Below are 13323 nucleotides of genomic sequence, written 5' to 3' on the forward strand. Positions count from 1 at the left end.
TCAGCCCGAATCGGCGATAATTGCCGCCATGAGCGTCAATCTAAAAACCAAAGAAGAAATCGAACTGATGCGCGTCGCCGGCCGTCTGGCCGCCGAGGTGCTCGACATCGTGGCCCCGCACGTTCAACCGGGCGTGACCACAGCCGAGCTGGACCGCATCTGCCACGACCACATCGTCAACGTGCAGGGCACCATCCCGGCCAACGTCGGCTACCGCGGCTTTCCCAAGAGCGTGTGCACCTCGGTCAACAACGTGATCTGCCACGGCATTCCGAGCGCGGCCAAGGTGTTGAAGGAAGGCGATATCGTCAATATCGATGTCACCGTCATCAAGGACGGCTGGCACGGCGACACCAGCCGCATGTATTACGTCGGCACGCCGTCGGTGATGGCCAAGCGCCTGGTGGAAACCACCTATGAAGCGATGTGGCGCGGCATCCGTGCAGTCAAGCCGGGTGCGACGCTGGGCGATGTGGGCCATGCGATCCAAAAATTCGCCGAGGCCGAGCGCTTCAGCGTGGTGCGCGATTATTGTGGCCACGGCATCGGCAAGATCTACCACGACGAGCCGCAGGTGATGCATTACGGCCGTCCCGGTGAGGGCTTGGTGCTCAAGCCGGGCATGACCTTCACCATCGAGCCGATGATCAACGAAGGCACCTATCACCATAAGACACTGCCCGATGGGTGGACCGTGGTCACCAAGGACCGCAAGTTGTCCGCGCAGTGGGAACACATGGTCGCAGTGACCGAAGACGGCGTGGATGTGCTCACGTTGTCGGCCAACGCGCCCGCATCGGCATGACGGGCACGCCGGCGGACCGACCCGATCCGGGCGTCGCCGGCGACGCGGAGTGGGCTGCGCAAGCCCGTCCGCTGCTGGTGCATGCGGACATGCGGCTGTGCAAGCGCTTCGACCAGGGCGAGCCGATCGAGCGGCTGGTGGCGCTGCGCGCACGCGCGGTCGATCAATTGATGCGCAATGCGTGGACGCGCTGCATCCCGGCCGATGCGGCGTTGTCGTTGCATGCCGTGGGCGGCTATGGGCGCGGCGAATTGTTTCCGCGCTCGGATGTGGATGTGCTGGTGCTGGGCGAGAGCGCCGTGCAACAGCAGCATGAGCAGGCCCTGGCGCGGTTGTTCGCACTGCTGTGGGATGTCGGCCTGCCGATCAGCCACGCGGTGCGCTCGTCCGCCCAGTGCACGGTCGCCGCCATCGACCAGACGGTGCTGACCGCCTTGATCGAATCGCGCCCGCTGGTTGCCGCAAGTCGGGCGCGTGCCGCCCTGGCGGCGGCGATTTCGCCCCAACAGGTGTGGCCGCCGCGCGACTTCTTCCAGGCCAAGCGCGAAGAGTTGCTGGCGCGCCATCAGCGCTTCGGCGATACCGCCGACAACCTGGAGCCGGATATCAAGGACGGCCCCGGCGGCCTGCGCGACCTGCAGACATTGGGCTGGATGGCGCTGCGCGCGTTCGGCGTCAAGGATCTGGAGGCGCTGGTCGGGCTGGGCCATGTCGGTTTCGACGAGGCGGCGGCATTGCGGCGCGAGCGTGAGGAACTGGCGCGGCTGCGGTTTGGGTTGCATATCGTTGCCAATCGGCCGGAAGAGCGCCTGCGTTTCGATTACCAGAAGACCCTGGCCGAGCGACTGGGGTTTGCCGACGACCTGGAAAGCCTGGGCGTTGAAAAGATGATGCAGCGCTTCTACCGCAGCGCCGCGTTGATCCGCCGCATCAGCGATCGTCTGCTGCAACGCTTCGAAGAACAATTCGATGGCGAAGCGGTGCCCGAGCCATTGGGTGCCGGCTTCAGCCTGCGCCGTGGCTACCTGGCGGCCGATGCGGACGACTGGCCGGCCGGCGACGTCATGCGGGTGTTCGCCCTGTTCGCGCAATGGGCCGCGCACCGCGAGGTACGCGGACTGCATTCGTTGACCGCGCGCGCGCTGGCCGAGGTGCTGTGGGAATTGCCGGCCTACGACCGCGCCGATACGGTGGCACGCGAGCGGTTCATGGCGCTGCTGCGTGGCCCGCGTGCGGTGGAAACGCTCAACCGCATGGCGCGCCTGGGTGTGCTGGGACAGTGGATTCCTGCGTTCGCCAGCGTGTCCGGGCGCATGCAGTTCGACCTGTTTCATGTCTATACGGTGGATCAGCACACGCTGATGGTGCTGCGGAACATCGCGCTGTTTGCGGCCGGTCGTGCCGACGAACGTTTTTCGATCACCCACGAAGTCTGGCCGCGCTTGCGCAAGCCGGAATTGCTGCTGCTTGCGGGCCTGTTTCACGATATTGCGAAGGGGCGCGGCGGCGATCACTCGGAGCTGGGTGCGGTGGATGCGCGCGCGTTCTGCCAGGCGCATCGGCTCAGCGAAAACGATACCGCGCTGGTGGCCTGGCTGGTGGAACAGCATCTGCGCATGTCGGTGACCGCGCAGAAGCAGGACATTTCCGACCCGGAGGTGATTCATCGCTTCGCCACGCTGGTCGGTACGCGCGAACGGCTGGATTATCTGTATCTGCTGACCTGCGCCGACATTGCCGGCACCAGCCCCAAGTTGTGGAACGCATGGAAGGACCGGCTGCTGGCCGATCTGTACTTCGCTGCGCGCCGCGCGCTGCGCGAAGGCCTGGAGCATCCGGCGCCGCGCGAGGAACGCCTGCGCGAGGCGCGCGAATCGGCGCGCACGTTGATGCAGGAGCAGGGCTACGACGACGCCACCATCGATCGTCAGTTCGCCGGCATGCCGGACGAAAACTTCCTGCGCTTCCGTCCCGAGCAACTGGCGTGGCAGGCGGTGTCGCTGATCGAAGCGCGGATCGGCCAGACCATGGTCAAGGCGCGCCGTGCAGTGCCGGACAACGATGCGCTGGAGCTGTTCGTGTATTCGCCCGATCGCGATGGCCTGTTTGCGGCGATCGTGGCCACGCTGGATCGCAAGGGCTACGGCATCCATCGCGCACGCGTGCTGGATGCGCCGCACGATGCGATCTTCGACGTGTTCGAAGTGCTGCCGCAGGAAGACTATGCCGATGGCGATCCGCAGCGCCTGGCTGCAGCGCTGCGCCAGGTGCTGGCCGGCGACCTGCTGAAAGTGCGGCCGTCACGACGTGCCGTGCCGCGCCAGCTGCGACATTTCCGCTTTGCGCCGCGGGTGGAATTCAGCGAAAGCGCTGGCGGCCGCCGTACCCGCATCAGCCTGGTAGCGCCCGATCGGCCCGGTTTGCTGGCCGACGTGGCGTACGTACTGCGCATGCAGCACCTGCGCGTGCACGATGCGCGCATCGCCACCTTCGGCGAGCGAGCCGAAGATCAGTTCCAGATCACCGACGAGCATGATCGCCCGTTGCCCGAATCCGCCCGGCAGGCGCTGCGCGATGCGCTGTGCGCCTGCCTCGATCCCACCTAGTACGTTCGGAGACCCCCATGGCCACCAGCAAGAAGTCCACGCGCAAGCCCAGCGCGACCACCGTCAGCGCAGCGTCCAAGCGCGCGGCAGCGCCGGGCAGCAAGGCTGCCAAGGCACCTGTCGCCGCCAAGGCCAAGCCTGGCGCAACCGTTGGCAAGAAAATCGCCGCCAAGCAACCCGTTACCAAGCCCTCCGCTGCGCAGAAAGGCGCCGCTGCATCGCGCGTGGCCAAGCAGGCGACCCGCGTGGTCTCTGCGCCGGTCGCCAAGAAGGCCGCCGCTGCGAAGAAGCTGCCGCTTGCCGAACAGGCGGTGCGTAGCGCTGCCACGCAGGTGCGGAGCGACGAACTCAGGTTCGGGATCGAGAGCGCGTTCGAACGCCGCGCCACCTTGACCATCGACGAAATCGACGGCTCCACCCGCGCCATCGTCACCCGCGTCATCGACGGCCTGGAGAGCGGCGAATTCCGCGTTGCCGAGCCGGACGGACAGGGCGGCTGGACCGTCAACGAATGGTTGAAGAAGGCCGTGCTGCTGTACTTCCGTGTCAACGAGATGGCGGTGATCGACGCGCAGCCGGCGCCGTTCTGGGACAAGGTGGAGTCGCGTTTTGCCGGCTTCGGCGAGGCCGAGTTCCGCAAGGCCGGCGTGCGTGTGGTGCCGGGTGCGGTTGCGCGGCGTGGCAGCTATTTCGGCAAGGACGTGGTGCTGATGCCGAGCTTCACCAACATCGGTGCGTATGTGGGCGAAGGCAGCATGGTCGATACCTGGGCCACGGTCGGTTCGTGCGCGCAGATCGGCAAGCATTGCCATCTGTCCGGCGGCGCCGGCATCGGTGGCGTGCTCGAACCGCTGCAGGCCAGCCCGACCATCATCGAGGACCATTGCTTCATCGGTGCGCGTTCGGAAGTGGTCGAAGGCGTGGTGGTCGGCCACCACAGCGTGATCGGCATGGGCGTGTTCATCGGCCAGAGCACGCGTCTCTACAACCGTGCCACTGGCGAGATTTCCTACGGTTACGTGCCGCCGTACAGCGTGGTCGTCTCTGGCCAGCTGCCGTCCAAGGATGGCTCGCACTCGCTGTATTGCGCGGTGATCGTCAAGCAGGTGGATGCCAAGACGCGCAGCAAGACCAGCGTCAACGAGCTGCTGCGCGGTTTGGCCGATTGAGCACGCAGCCAGGCCCGCGCCACGGCATCCTGTCCAGGACTGCGTCGCGCTGGGTGCGGTGGGGCATCCCTGCATTTTGGCTGGGCTGGGGCGTGTTCTATACGGTCGGCATGCTGATCCGCGCCCCGGCTGTCACGGCCGGCGGGGCGTGGCATTGGATCGTACCGGCGCTGCTTGCGGCGATGGCCTTGCGCTGGCTGCGGCAACCGGCGCGTTGGGCGCAGGTGTACGACCTTGGCGATGCCTTGCTGATCGAACGTCAGGGACGGCAGCAGCGCATCGACCTGCGCGATCTGCGCGCGGTCGAGCCAGCCTGGCTGATTCCGCCGGTGCGTGTGGCACTGCGGATGCGGGTCGGCGCCGCGCCGGTGATTTTCCTGCCTGCCTGCGGGCAGTCGCCCGAACTGCTTGCCACCGACCTGATGGCGCGTGCCCAGGCGCGCCGCGCAACCACAGGAACTCCATGAGATGACCACGCTGTACGGACTCAAGAACTGCGATACCTGCAAGAAGGCGACCAAGTGGCTGGACCGCTTCGGCGTGGCCTACCGCTTCGTCGATTACCGCGAACACACACCCGAACCGCAGACGCTGCTGGCATGGGCGGAGCAGGCCGGCGGATTCGATGCGCTGATCAACAAGTCATCGACCACCTGGCGGCAGTTGCCGGACAACCGCAAGGCCGCAGCCAGCGCCGCCGAATGGAAGCTGCTGCTGCGCGAATATCCGCAGCTCATCCGTCGCCCGGTGGTGGTGACCGACGACGGTACGCTCAGCCAGGGCTTCTCCGACAACGGCTTCAAGCAGCGCTTCGGCGTGGAATGAAGATCCGCCCTTACCAGGCAAGCGACTGGGCGCGCATCTGCGCCATCCACGACGCTGCGCGGATGGAGGAACTGCAGGCGGCCGCGCTGCCGCATGCATTCCTGCCGCTGCAGGTCGCCGCGCAGCGCGAGGGATTGTTCGATTACCGTGTGCAGGTCGCCGAACGGGATGGGTATCTGGCCGGATTCGTTGCCGACGATGGCCAGGAACTGGCCTGGCTGTACGTGGACCCGGCATCGCGGCGGCGTGGCGTGGGCAAGGCGCTGGTGGCGGCAGTGCAAACCGCCAATCCCGGCGGCCTGTCGCTGGAGTTGCTGGAAGGCAACGCGGCGGCGCTGGCGTTCTACCTGACCTGCGGCTTCGTGGAAACCGGCATACAGGGCGGGCGGATGCCGGGCAACGAGTCCTTTGCGGTGCGCGTGCATGTGCTGCACTGGGCGGGAAACACCTGTTGAACCGAACATCGCCTGTTCCGTCCTTGCAATCGAAAGGTGCCATCGCATGTCCGACATTGTTGACCTCACCTGTGAACTGATCGCCCGTCCGTCAGTGACGCCGGACGATGCCGGTTGCCAGGAACTGATCGCGCAGCGGTTGGCGCGCGCCGGCTTTGCCATCGAGCGGCTGCGCTTTGGCCAGGTCGATAACCTGTGGGCCACGCATGGCAGCGGGGCGCCGGTGCTGGCGCTGCTCGGCCACACCGACGTGGTGCCGCCCGGGCCGCGCGAGGCCTGGGCCAGCGATCCGTTCGTGCCGCAGATCCGCGACGGCGTGCTGTACGGACGCGGCGCCGCCGACATGAAGAGCGGGGTGGCCGCCTTCGTGATCGCCGCCGAACAGTTCGTCGCCGCGTACCCGCAGCATCCCGGCACGCTGGCGGTGCTGCTGACGTCCGACGAGGAAGGCGATGCGCTGGATGGCGTGCGCAAGGTCGCCGAGACGTTTCGCGCGCGCGGCGAACGCATCGACTGGTGCATCACCGGCGAACCGTCCTCCAGCGAGCGGCTCGGCGATCTGCTGCGCGTGGGCCGTCGCGGCAGTCTGTCCGGCATGCTGACCGTGCAGGGTGTGCAGGGGCATGTGGCGTATCCGCACAAGGCGCGCAATCCGATCCATCTGGCTGCGCCTGCGCTGGCCGAGTTGGTGGCACGGCATTGGGACGACGGCTACGAGAGCTTCCCGCCCACCAGCCTGCAGATTTCAAATATCCATGCCGGTACCGGTGCCAACAACGTGATTCCCGGCGAGCTGCAGGTGGCCTTCAACCTGCGCTACAACCCGTGCTGGGACGCGCCGCAGCTGGAGGCGGAGATCGCCGCGCTGCTCGACCGCCACGGCCTGGGCTATTCGCTGCGCTGGCACCGCAGCGGCGAGCCGTTCTACACCCCGGAAGGGCGCTTGCGCAGCGTCGCGCGTGAGGTGCTGGCGCAGTTTGCCGGCGCGCCGCCGGAGGAAAGCACCGGCGGCGGCACCTCGGATGCGCGGTTCATCGCACCGCTGGGCGCGCAATGCATCGAAGTCGGCCCGGTCAACGCCAGCATCCATCAGGTCGATGAGCACGTGCGCGTGGCCGATCTGGACGCCTTGCCGGCGCTGTATCGCGCGCTGATCGAACGTCTGCTGGCCTGAGCTGCGAGATGGTCTGCGGCTATCAGCCCGCGGATCACGCAGGCTGATAGCCACGCGCATCGACGCGTGGCATGCCCGTCCTGTTCCAGGACGCGTGCGTTTCCACCGGGCGCTGCTGTCTTCCGATGGGGGGGGGCAGAGCGTCCGCGGCGCGCGGCCGCGCGCTACGCTTCAGTACGCAGATCCCGGCGCACTGCAGGGTCGGGCGCGCGATGCGTCCGCGACGTGGGTCAGCCCAGGACTCCCGAGCGTGGCTCGCGCAGCATCCATGCAATAGCCAGCGCACCGCGTGCCGGTTTGGATCGCTGGCTTGGTTGCCATCGCAACAGTTGCGTCGTCGCCGAAAGCGGGATACGGTCGAGCCATGTCATCGCTCCTGTCCAATGTCGTCAACAACAACCGCACTAATCTGCGCGCGAATAATCGTGCATGGCCGATGCGGGTCTGCGACTAGGCGAAGTCACCTCAACGCCCGGAAACCAGAAAACCCGCATCGGCCGATGCGGGTTTTTTTTATGGGTGTCATTCTCGTGTAGCACGCTATTCCACCGGCCTCCAACCCCCACTGCTTTATCCAGGAGTGTGTCCATGTGTTCCATCTTCGGTATTTTCGGCCTGCAACCCGGTGACGATCTGCAGGCATTACGCCGGCAGGCGCTGGAATGTTCGCAGCGGCAGCGTCATCGCGGTCCCGACTGGAGCGGTGTGTATGTCGATGCCGGAGCGATCCTGGTGCACGAGCGCCTGGCCATCGTCGACCCCGCCGGCGGCTCGCAACCGTTGCTGTCCGAAGATGGGCAACTCGCGCTCGCGGTCAATGGCGAAATCTACAACCACCGCGAACTCAAGCAGGAACTGGCGCAGCCATACGCCTTCCAGACCGGCTCCGATTGCGAGGTGATCAATGCGCTGTACCGCGAAGACGCACCGGAGGCGTACCTCAACCGCCTCAACGGCATCTTCGCTTTTGCGCTATGGGACAAGGCAGCCGGGCGGGTGATCATCGCGCGCGATCCGATCGGCGTGGTGCCGCTGTACTGGGGACATGATCGCGAAGGCCGCTTGCGCGTGGCATCGGAACTGAAATCGTTGGTCGACGATTGCGCCGATGCCGCGCAGTTCCCGCCCGGCCACTGGTACGACAGCGCCACCGGCGCGTTAAGCCGCTACTACAAGCGCGCGTGGCGCGACTACGCGGAAGTGGAAGGCGTGCAGGTGCAGCTGCAGGAGCTGCGCGAGGCATTCGAGCGTGCGGTGCATCGGCAGCTGATGACCGACGTGCCGTACGGCGTGTTGCTTTCGGGCGGCCTGGATTCGTCGCTGGTCGCCGCCGTGGCTGCGCGCTACGCACGCCATCGCATCGAGGAGAACGACACCACCGAAGCCTGGTGGCCGCGTCTGCATTCGTTCGCGATCGGTTTGCAAGGCTCGCCCGATCTAGCCGCCGCCGAGGTCGCCGCCGCAGCGTTGGGCACGGTGCACCACGGTTTCGAATACACCTTCGAAGAAGGGCTGGATGCGCTGCCCGAGGTCATTCGGCATATCGAGACCTATGACGTCACCACCATTCGCGCCTCCACGCCGATGTTTCTGCTGGCGCGGCGGATCAAGGCGATGGGCGTCAAAATGGTGCTGTCGGGCGAAGGCAGCGACGAGATCTTTGGTGGGTATCTGTACTTCCACAAGGCACCGAACGCACGCGAGTTCCATGAAGAGCTGGTGCGCAAACTCGACGCGCTCAACAACTACGATTGCCTGCGCGCCAACAAGTCGATGATGGCCTGGGGCGTGGAGCCGCGCGTGCCGTTCCTGGACCGCGAGTTCCTGGACGTGGCCATGCGCATGGATGCCAGCTTCAAGATGATCGACAAGACCAGCACCGGCGCCACGCGGATGGAAAAGGGCGTGTTGCGCGAAGCGTTCGCAGGGTATCTGCCCGAATCGATCCTGTGGCGGCAGAAGGAGCAGTTCAGCGATGGCGTGGGCTATGGCTGGATCGATGGACTCAAGGCGCATGCCGCCGCACATGTGAGCGACCGCGAGTTGGCTGCGGCCGACCGACGTTTTCCGGTCAATCCGCCGCAGACAAAGGAGGCGTATTTCTACCGCAGCCTGTTCGAGCAGTTTTTCCCGAGCCAGGCGGCGGCAGAAACCGTGCCCGGCGGTAAGTCGATTGCGTGCTCGTCGCCGACCGCGATTGCCTGGGATGCGAGTTTTGCCGCGATGGCCGATCCGTCGGGCCGTGCGATTGCCGGCGTGCACGAACAGGCACTGGCCTCGTAGCGCACGTTGCGGCGACAGCGGCCTGCATGCGTCCACGCGCTGCCGGCCGCTCTCTACATCCGTGGTTTATTGCTCGTGGCGAACGCAATAGCCGTAGCGCTGCGGCTCGATATCCACACCGGCCACATCGGACTGGTTGTTGCGCCACAGGTTCGGCTTGAAGTCGGCTGCGGTGCAGTTGGCCGCACGGTCCACACCGATCGTGTAGGTGAACGGCGTATTGGAGAAACGGTTGTTCTCGAACACGTTGTCCTGACTCATGCTGTTGTCCCAGCACAGGATTTCCGGCGTGCGATAGCGGATGGCACAGGCCAGGAACACGCCGGCCACCTTGTTGCCATCGAACTGGTTGTTGCTGAAGCGGTTGCGCCGCGCATCGGACAGATAGATGCCCTGGCTGCCGTTGCGCTCGAAGCGGTTGTTGCGGATTTCGCTGTCTTCCAGATGCTCGGTGGTCAAGCCTGCGGCCACATTGTCGTGGATGTAGTTGTTGACCATCGTGACCTTGGCGGTGCGGTTGAACGACACCCCGTCCCAGATCGCACCGGATACATCGTTGTTTTCGATGGTGATCTCGCGCGTGTCGTATTCGCTCAGCAGGCAGGCACTGCGGCACTTGTTGACCTGCAGGCCGGCCAGACGGATGCCCTGGCCGGAACGCACGACCACGGCGCTATTGCTCAGGTACGGGCGCTCTGGCATGAATTCCTTGTCGCCGGTGCTGGCGACGATCTGCATGTCTTCGATGCTGACATTGCGAATCACGCCGGTCGGCTGCTGGTTTTCGTAGTCGCCGACCACCAGCGCCGGCTGCTGCACGCCATCGGCCATGCGCAACACGGTGCTCGGACCCTTGCCGCGCAGCGTGAGGTTGCCGCGATGGATCGAGACCAGGCCGTTGAGCGGAAATTCGCCTTTTTCCAGGCACAACACCGCAGGCGTGTCGCTTTGCGGGAGCTTGTCGATGGCTTTTTGCAGATCCTGGCCGGGGCGCAGCTTTGCGGTACAGCTGGCAACGGGTGCGTCGGGCGGGCCGGATTTGGTCGGCGGCGCGGCCGAGCAGGCGGTCGCAGCAAAGAGCAGTGGCAATACGGCGGAAACGGAGCGGGCAAGCTGAGGCATGCGGATTCCGGTCAGTGAGGGGAGGAGGGCGATCGTGCGGAGAGACTCTCCAGATCGCGACGGCCTCTAGTGTGTCCCACCGGACGTTAAGTTCTAGCTGATTTCAGCCCATCCGGTTCGGCGCAGGTTCATTACGCCGCCATGGATGACGCTGCAAACGTGCGCCGTCGAGTAGTCGGCGTGGCGCCGCGCGGACAACAAATCAGAACGCGCTGCGCACTCCACTAGCGCTCTTGCGGTAGATGCCACAGCGCGTACCGACGTCGGCCGTACGGTGGTGCGCGCCGCAGGAGTGCGTGCAGTCCAGGCAGCGGCATGTCTGCGTGCGCCGAGGCTGTCCGCAGTCAGAAGCTATAGGCCAACTGCGCGTAGATACGCCGCGGTTCGCCCGGAAAATGCCCGGCGCGTGTGTTGAAACCGCTCACTGCATAGACCTTGTCGAACAGGTTCTTGACGTTGACCTGCAGCTTCCACGCATCCCATTGCGTTTGCCAGCTGATGTCGTAGATCGCATACGGCTTGACGCGTTGCCCCTCCAGGCTGACGCGCTCGCCCACATAATCGGCACCGAAGGCGATGGCCGACCGCCAGGCCGGCAGGTCGTAGCGTGTCCACAGGCCGAAGGTGTTGCGCGGTGCATTGGCGAAGCGGTCACCCGACGCATTGGTGATGCCGTCGGTACCTGCATCGAGCACGCGCGCGTCGTTGTAGGCGTAAGTCAGATTGAGCACCCACCGTTCGGTGAGGTCGGCCAGCAGGTCCACTTCCAGGCCTTCGCTGCGCACCAGGCCGAGTGCGGCGAGTTGATTGACGCCATCGACGATGCTGCCGTTGGCCTGCACGATATTGCTGCGTTCGATGCGGTACAGCGCGGTGTTGAGCGTCAGCCCGCCATCGTTGAGCGCCGTTTTCAGGCCCAGTTCCCACTGCGTGCTGCGTTCCGGGTCGAACGGTCCACCGACGCTACCGTCCTGCTTGGCCGCATCCTGCGGCAGGAAGCCGCTGGCGTAGCTTGCGTAGGCATTGATGCCATCGCGCAGCACGAAGGTGCTGCCCACACGCCAGCTGAGATCGTTGCCGGTGACGCGCGAGCCATCCAGCAGGTTGTCGTCCTTGAAGCCGTCCCAACGCATCCCGGCCATCGCGTACCAGCGCGGGGTCAGCGTGAGTTCGTCCTGCAGATAGGCGCCATAGCGCTGACTGCGTGTGCTGGTGGCCCGCCAGGGCAGGCTGTCCAGACCGTAGTCGTAAAAACCGCTGCGCCCGTACACCGGGTTGAACAGATCGATGCCCGGCACCGGGCCGCGCGTGCGTCCGGTATCGGCGGTATTGGCGGTCTGCGCACGGAAATCGGCATCCAGGCGGTAGTAGTCCGCGCCCATCAAGAGCTTGTGTTCGATCGCGCCGATGCTGGTGCGGAACACTGCGTTGACGTTGCTGGAGATCGCATCGTTGTCGCGGTATTGATTGCGCAGCTGCCGGGTCATCCACTCGGCGGTGCCGTCGCGATCGCGATCGATCAGGCCCATCGGCTCGTGATAGATCTGATGCTCGTCGTTCTTGAACCAGCGCAGCGCCATGTCCACGTCCCACGCGCTGGACGGTGCGAACCGGTACTGCGCAAACGCCACCTTGGCGCGCATGTCGAGGAAGTCGGTCGGCTCGTTGTGATTCCAGCGCCGGTCGGTGAGGAAGTTGCCGTCATCGTCCACCGGCACGCCGCGCAGGCGATTGCCGCCCAGGTTCTGGGTGATGTCGGTGTATTGCAGGGTGAGTTCGCCGGTCTGACCGATATCGAAGGCCACCGAGGCATCGCCGATCTGGCTCTGGCTATCGGTGTTCCAGCGGAAACCATCCTCACCATCGGCATAGGCACCGATGCGATAGCGAATGCGCCCATCGGCACGCGCCGGGCCGGTTGCTTCGAACGAGGCCGCGCCGAAGGATTGATTGCCCGCCTGCAGCTCCACCCGGCGCGCGGCCTGATGGCCGGGTTTGCGGGTGACGTAGTTGATGAGGCCACCCGGTTCGCCGCCACCGTACAACGCACCGGCCGGACCCTTGAGCACTTCCACGCGTTCGATATTGAACAGCTGCGGCACCGAGAAACCGGCATACGGATCGCCGCGCAGACCGTCGTACAGCACGTTTTCCTGGCGGAATCCGCGCAGGGTGACACCGGCGTAACTGAAGAAGCTGATGCCGCTGATGCTGCGATACAGATCGGTGATCTGGCGCGCGGCCTGGTCGTCGATCAACTCGCGCGGCAGCACCTGCACCGACTGCGGCACCAGCGCTAGCGGCGTGTCGGTGCGCGTGGCGACCGCTGCATCGTCGGATTTGTACAAGGTCTGCGCACGACCGACCACGTTGACGCCATCGAGCTCGGTGACTTCGGCATGGTCGTGGTGTTGCGCAAAGGCAGGATATGCGGGCAGCGCGAGTGCAGCGGCGAGGGCGGTGATGCGAAGCGTGGGATGCATTGTTGATAATGGGAATGGTTACCAATTGCATCTTAGCATGCTGTGCTCGCTTCATCGCATGGATGGCCAGGTGTGCGCGGTCTGGGTGCTTCTGTGCGCATGTGCGCAGTGGGAGAGGCATGTGCAGAAGGGCACAGCATCGCTTGTGCCTTCTCTCTCAGGGAGAAAGGTGCCCGAAGAGCGGATGCGGGTGCGGCAAGCCGCATTGCGTGGCGTGCCGCGCGCCGTTTGACGCGAACGACGCAACCGCGTTGCATGCATTCAGTGCATTGCGTCGCGTTGCTCCGTGCCCTCACCCCAACGTGCCCTCACCCCAACCCCTCTCCCGCATGCGGGAGAGGGGCTTATGGCGGTCGGCGGTTTCTTCTGGTCCAGATCTCTCTGCTGTAGCAGCGCGGGGA

Annotated in this window: 10 protein-coding genes; 8 read left to right on the top strand and 2 right to left on the bottom strand. The window is 65.3% G+C overall.

Annotation, left to right across the window (positions count from 1 at the left end; all coding sequences use genetic code 11):
- Positions 1-28: 28 nt before the first annotated feature.
- From map to asnB, 8 genes are all read left to right on the top strand, one after another.
- A complete protein-coding gene (gene map / locus GGR62_RS00720) occupies positions 29-805 on the top strand; it encodes a type I methionyl aminopeptidase (RefSeq protein ID WP_184405937.1) in 777 nt (258 codons plus the stop codon).
- On the top strand, positions 802-3411 hold the full coding sequence (locus GGR62_RS00725) for a [protein-PII] uridylyltransferase (protein WP_184405938.1): 2610 nt from the start codon (positions 802-804) through the stop codon (positions 3409-3411). The genes map and GGR62_RS00725 overlap by 4 nt, the downstream gene beginning before the upstream one ends.
- A gap of 17 nt (positions 3412-3428) precedes the next feature.
- A complete protein-coding gene (dapD, locus tag GGR62_RS00730; protein ID WP_184405941.1) occupies positions 3429-4580 on the top strand; it encodes a 2,3,4,5-tetrahydropyridine-2,6-dicarboxylate N-succinyltransferase in 1152 nt (383 codons plus the stop codon).
- Positions 4577-5047, top strand: a complete 471-nt coding sequence (locus GGR62_RS00735) for a hypothetical protein (RefSeq protein ID WP_184405943.1) — start codon at positions 4577-4579, stop codon at positions 5045-5047. Before dapD ends, GGR62_RS00735 begins: the two co-directional genes overlap by 4 nt.
- Position 5048: 1 nt before the next feature.
- Complete coding sequence (locus GGR62_RS00740) at positions 5049-5405, top strand: arsenate reductase (protein ID WP_184405946.1); 357 nt, start codon at positions 5049-5051, stop codon at positions 5403-5405.
- Positions 5402-5860, top strand: coding sequence for a GNAT family N-acetyltransferase (locus tag GGR62_RS00745; protein WP_184405948.1), 459 nt, complete (start codon positions 5402-5404; stop codon positions 5858-5860). Before GGR62_RS00740 ends, GGR62_RS00745 begins: the two co-directional genes overlap by 4 nt.
- A gap of 46 nt (positions 5861-5906) precedes the next feature.
- Positions 5907-7034: a succinyl-diaminopimelate desuccinylase gene (gene dapE / locus GGR62_RS00750; protein WP_184405951.1), complete on the top strand. Its 1128-nt coding sequence runs from the start codon at positions 5907-5909 to the stop codon at positions 7032-7034.
- Between the two features lie 588 nt (positions 7035-7622).
- Complete coding sequence (gene asnB, locus GGR62_RS00755) at positions 7623-9317, top strand: asparagine synthase B (protein ID WP_184405954.1); 1695 nt, start codon at positions 7623-7625, stop codon at positions 9315-9317.
- A 66-nt stretch (positions 9318-9383) separates the two neighbouring features.
- On the opposite strand, the gene hpaM is transcribed toward asnB, so the two are convergent.
- On the bottom strand, positions 9384-10439 hold the full coding sequence (gene hpaM / locus GGR62_RS00760) for a type III secretion-associated outer membrane-bound protein HpaM (protein ID WP_184405956.1): 1056 nt from the start codon (positions 10437-10439) through the stop codon (positions 9384-9386).
- A 344-nt stretch (positions 10440-10783) separates the two neighbouring features.
- Complete coding sequence (locus tag GGR62_RS00765; RefSeq protein ID WP_184405958.1) at positions 10784-12922, bottom strand: TonB-dependent siderophore receptor; 2139 nt, start codon at positions 12920-12922, stop codon at positions 10784-10786.
- Positions 12923-13323: the final 401 nt, after the last annotated feature.

Source organism: Xanthomonas sp. 3075 (genome assembly GCF_014197275.1).
GTDB classification, from domain to species: Bacteria; Pseudomonadota; Gammaproteobacteria; order Xanthomonadales; family Xanthomonadaceae; genus Xanthomonas; species Xanthomonas campestris_B.

Bases quoted from the DNA above. Each gene is read 5' to 3' on its own strand.
- hpaM (WP_184405956.1), bottom strand. From the start codon at position 10,439: ATGCCTCAGCTTGCCCGCTCCGTTTCCGCCGTATTGCCACTGCTCTTT.
- dapD (WP_184405941.1), top strand. From the start codon at position 3,429: ATGGCCACCAGCAAGAAGTCCACGCGCAAGCCCAGCGCGACCACCGTC.
- GGR62_RS00765 (WP_184405958.1), bottom strand. From the start codon at position 12,922: ATGCATCCCACGCTTCGCATCACCGCCCTCGCCGCTGCACTCGCGCTG.
- GGR62_RS00740 (WP_184405946.1), top strand. From the start codon at position 5,049: ATGACCACGCTGTACGGACTCAAGAACTGCGATACCTGCAAGAAGGCG.
- GGR62_RS00745 (WP_184405948.1), top strand. From the start codon at position 5,402: ATGAAGATCCGCCCTTACCAGGCAAGCGACTGGGCGCGCATCTGCGCC.
- dapE (WP_184405951.1), top strand. From the start codon at position 5,907: ATGTCCGACATTGTTGACCTCACCTGTGAACTGATCGCCCGTCCGTCA.
- GGR62_RS00725 (WP_184405938.1), top strand. From the start codon at position 802: ATGACGGGCACGCCGGCGGACCGACCCGATCCGGGCGTCGCCGGCGAC.
- map (WP_184405937.1), top strand. From the start codon at position 29: ATGAGCGTCAATCTAAAAACCAAAGAAGAAATCGAACTGATGCGCGTC.
- asnB (WP_184405954.1), top strand. From the start codon at position 7,623: ATGTGTTCCATCTTCGGTATTTTCGGCCTGCAACCCGGTGACGATCTG.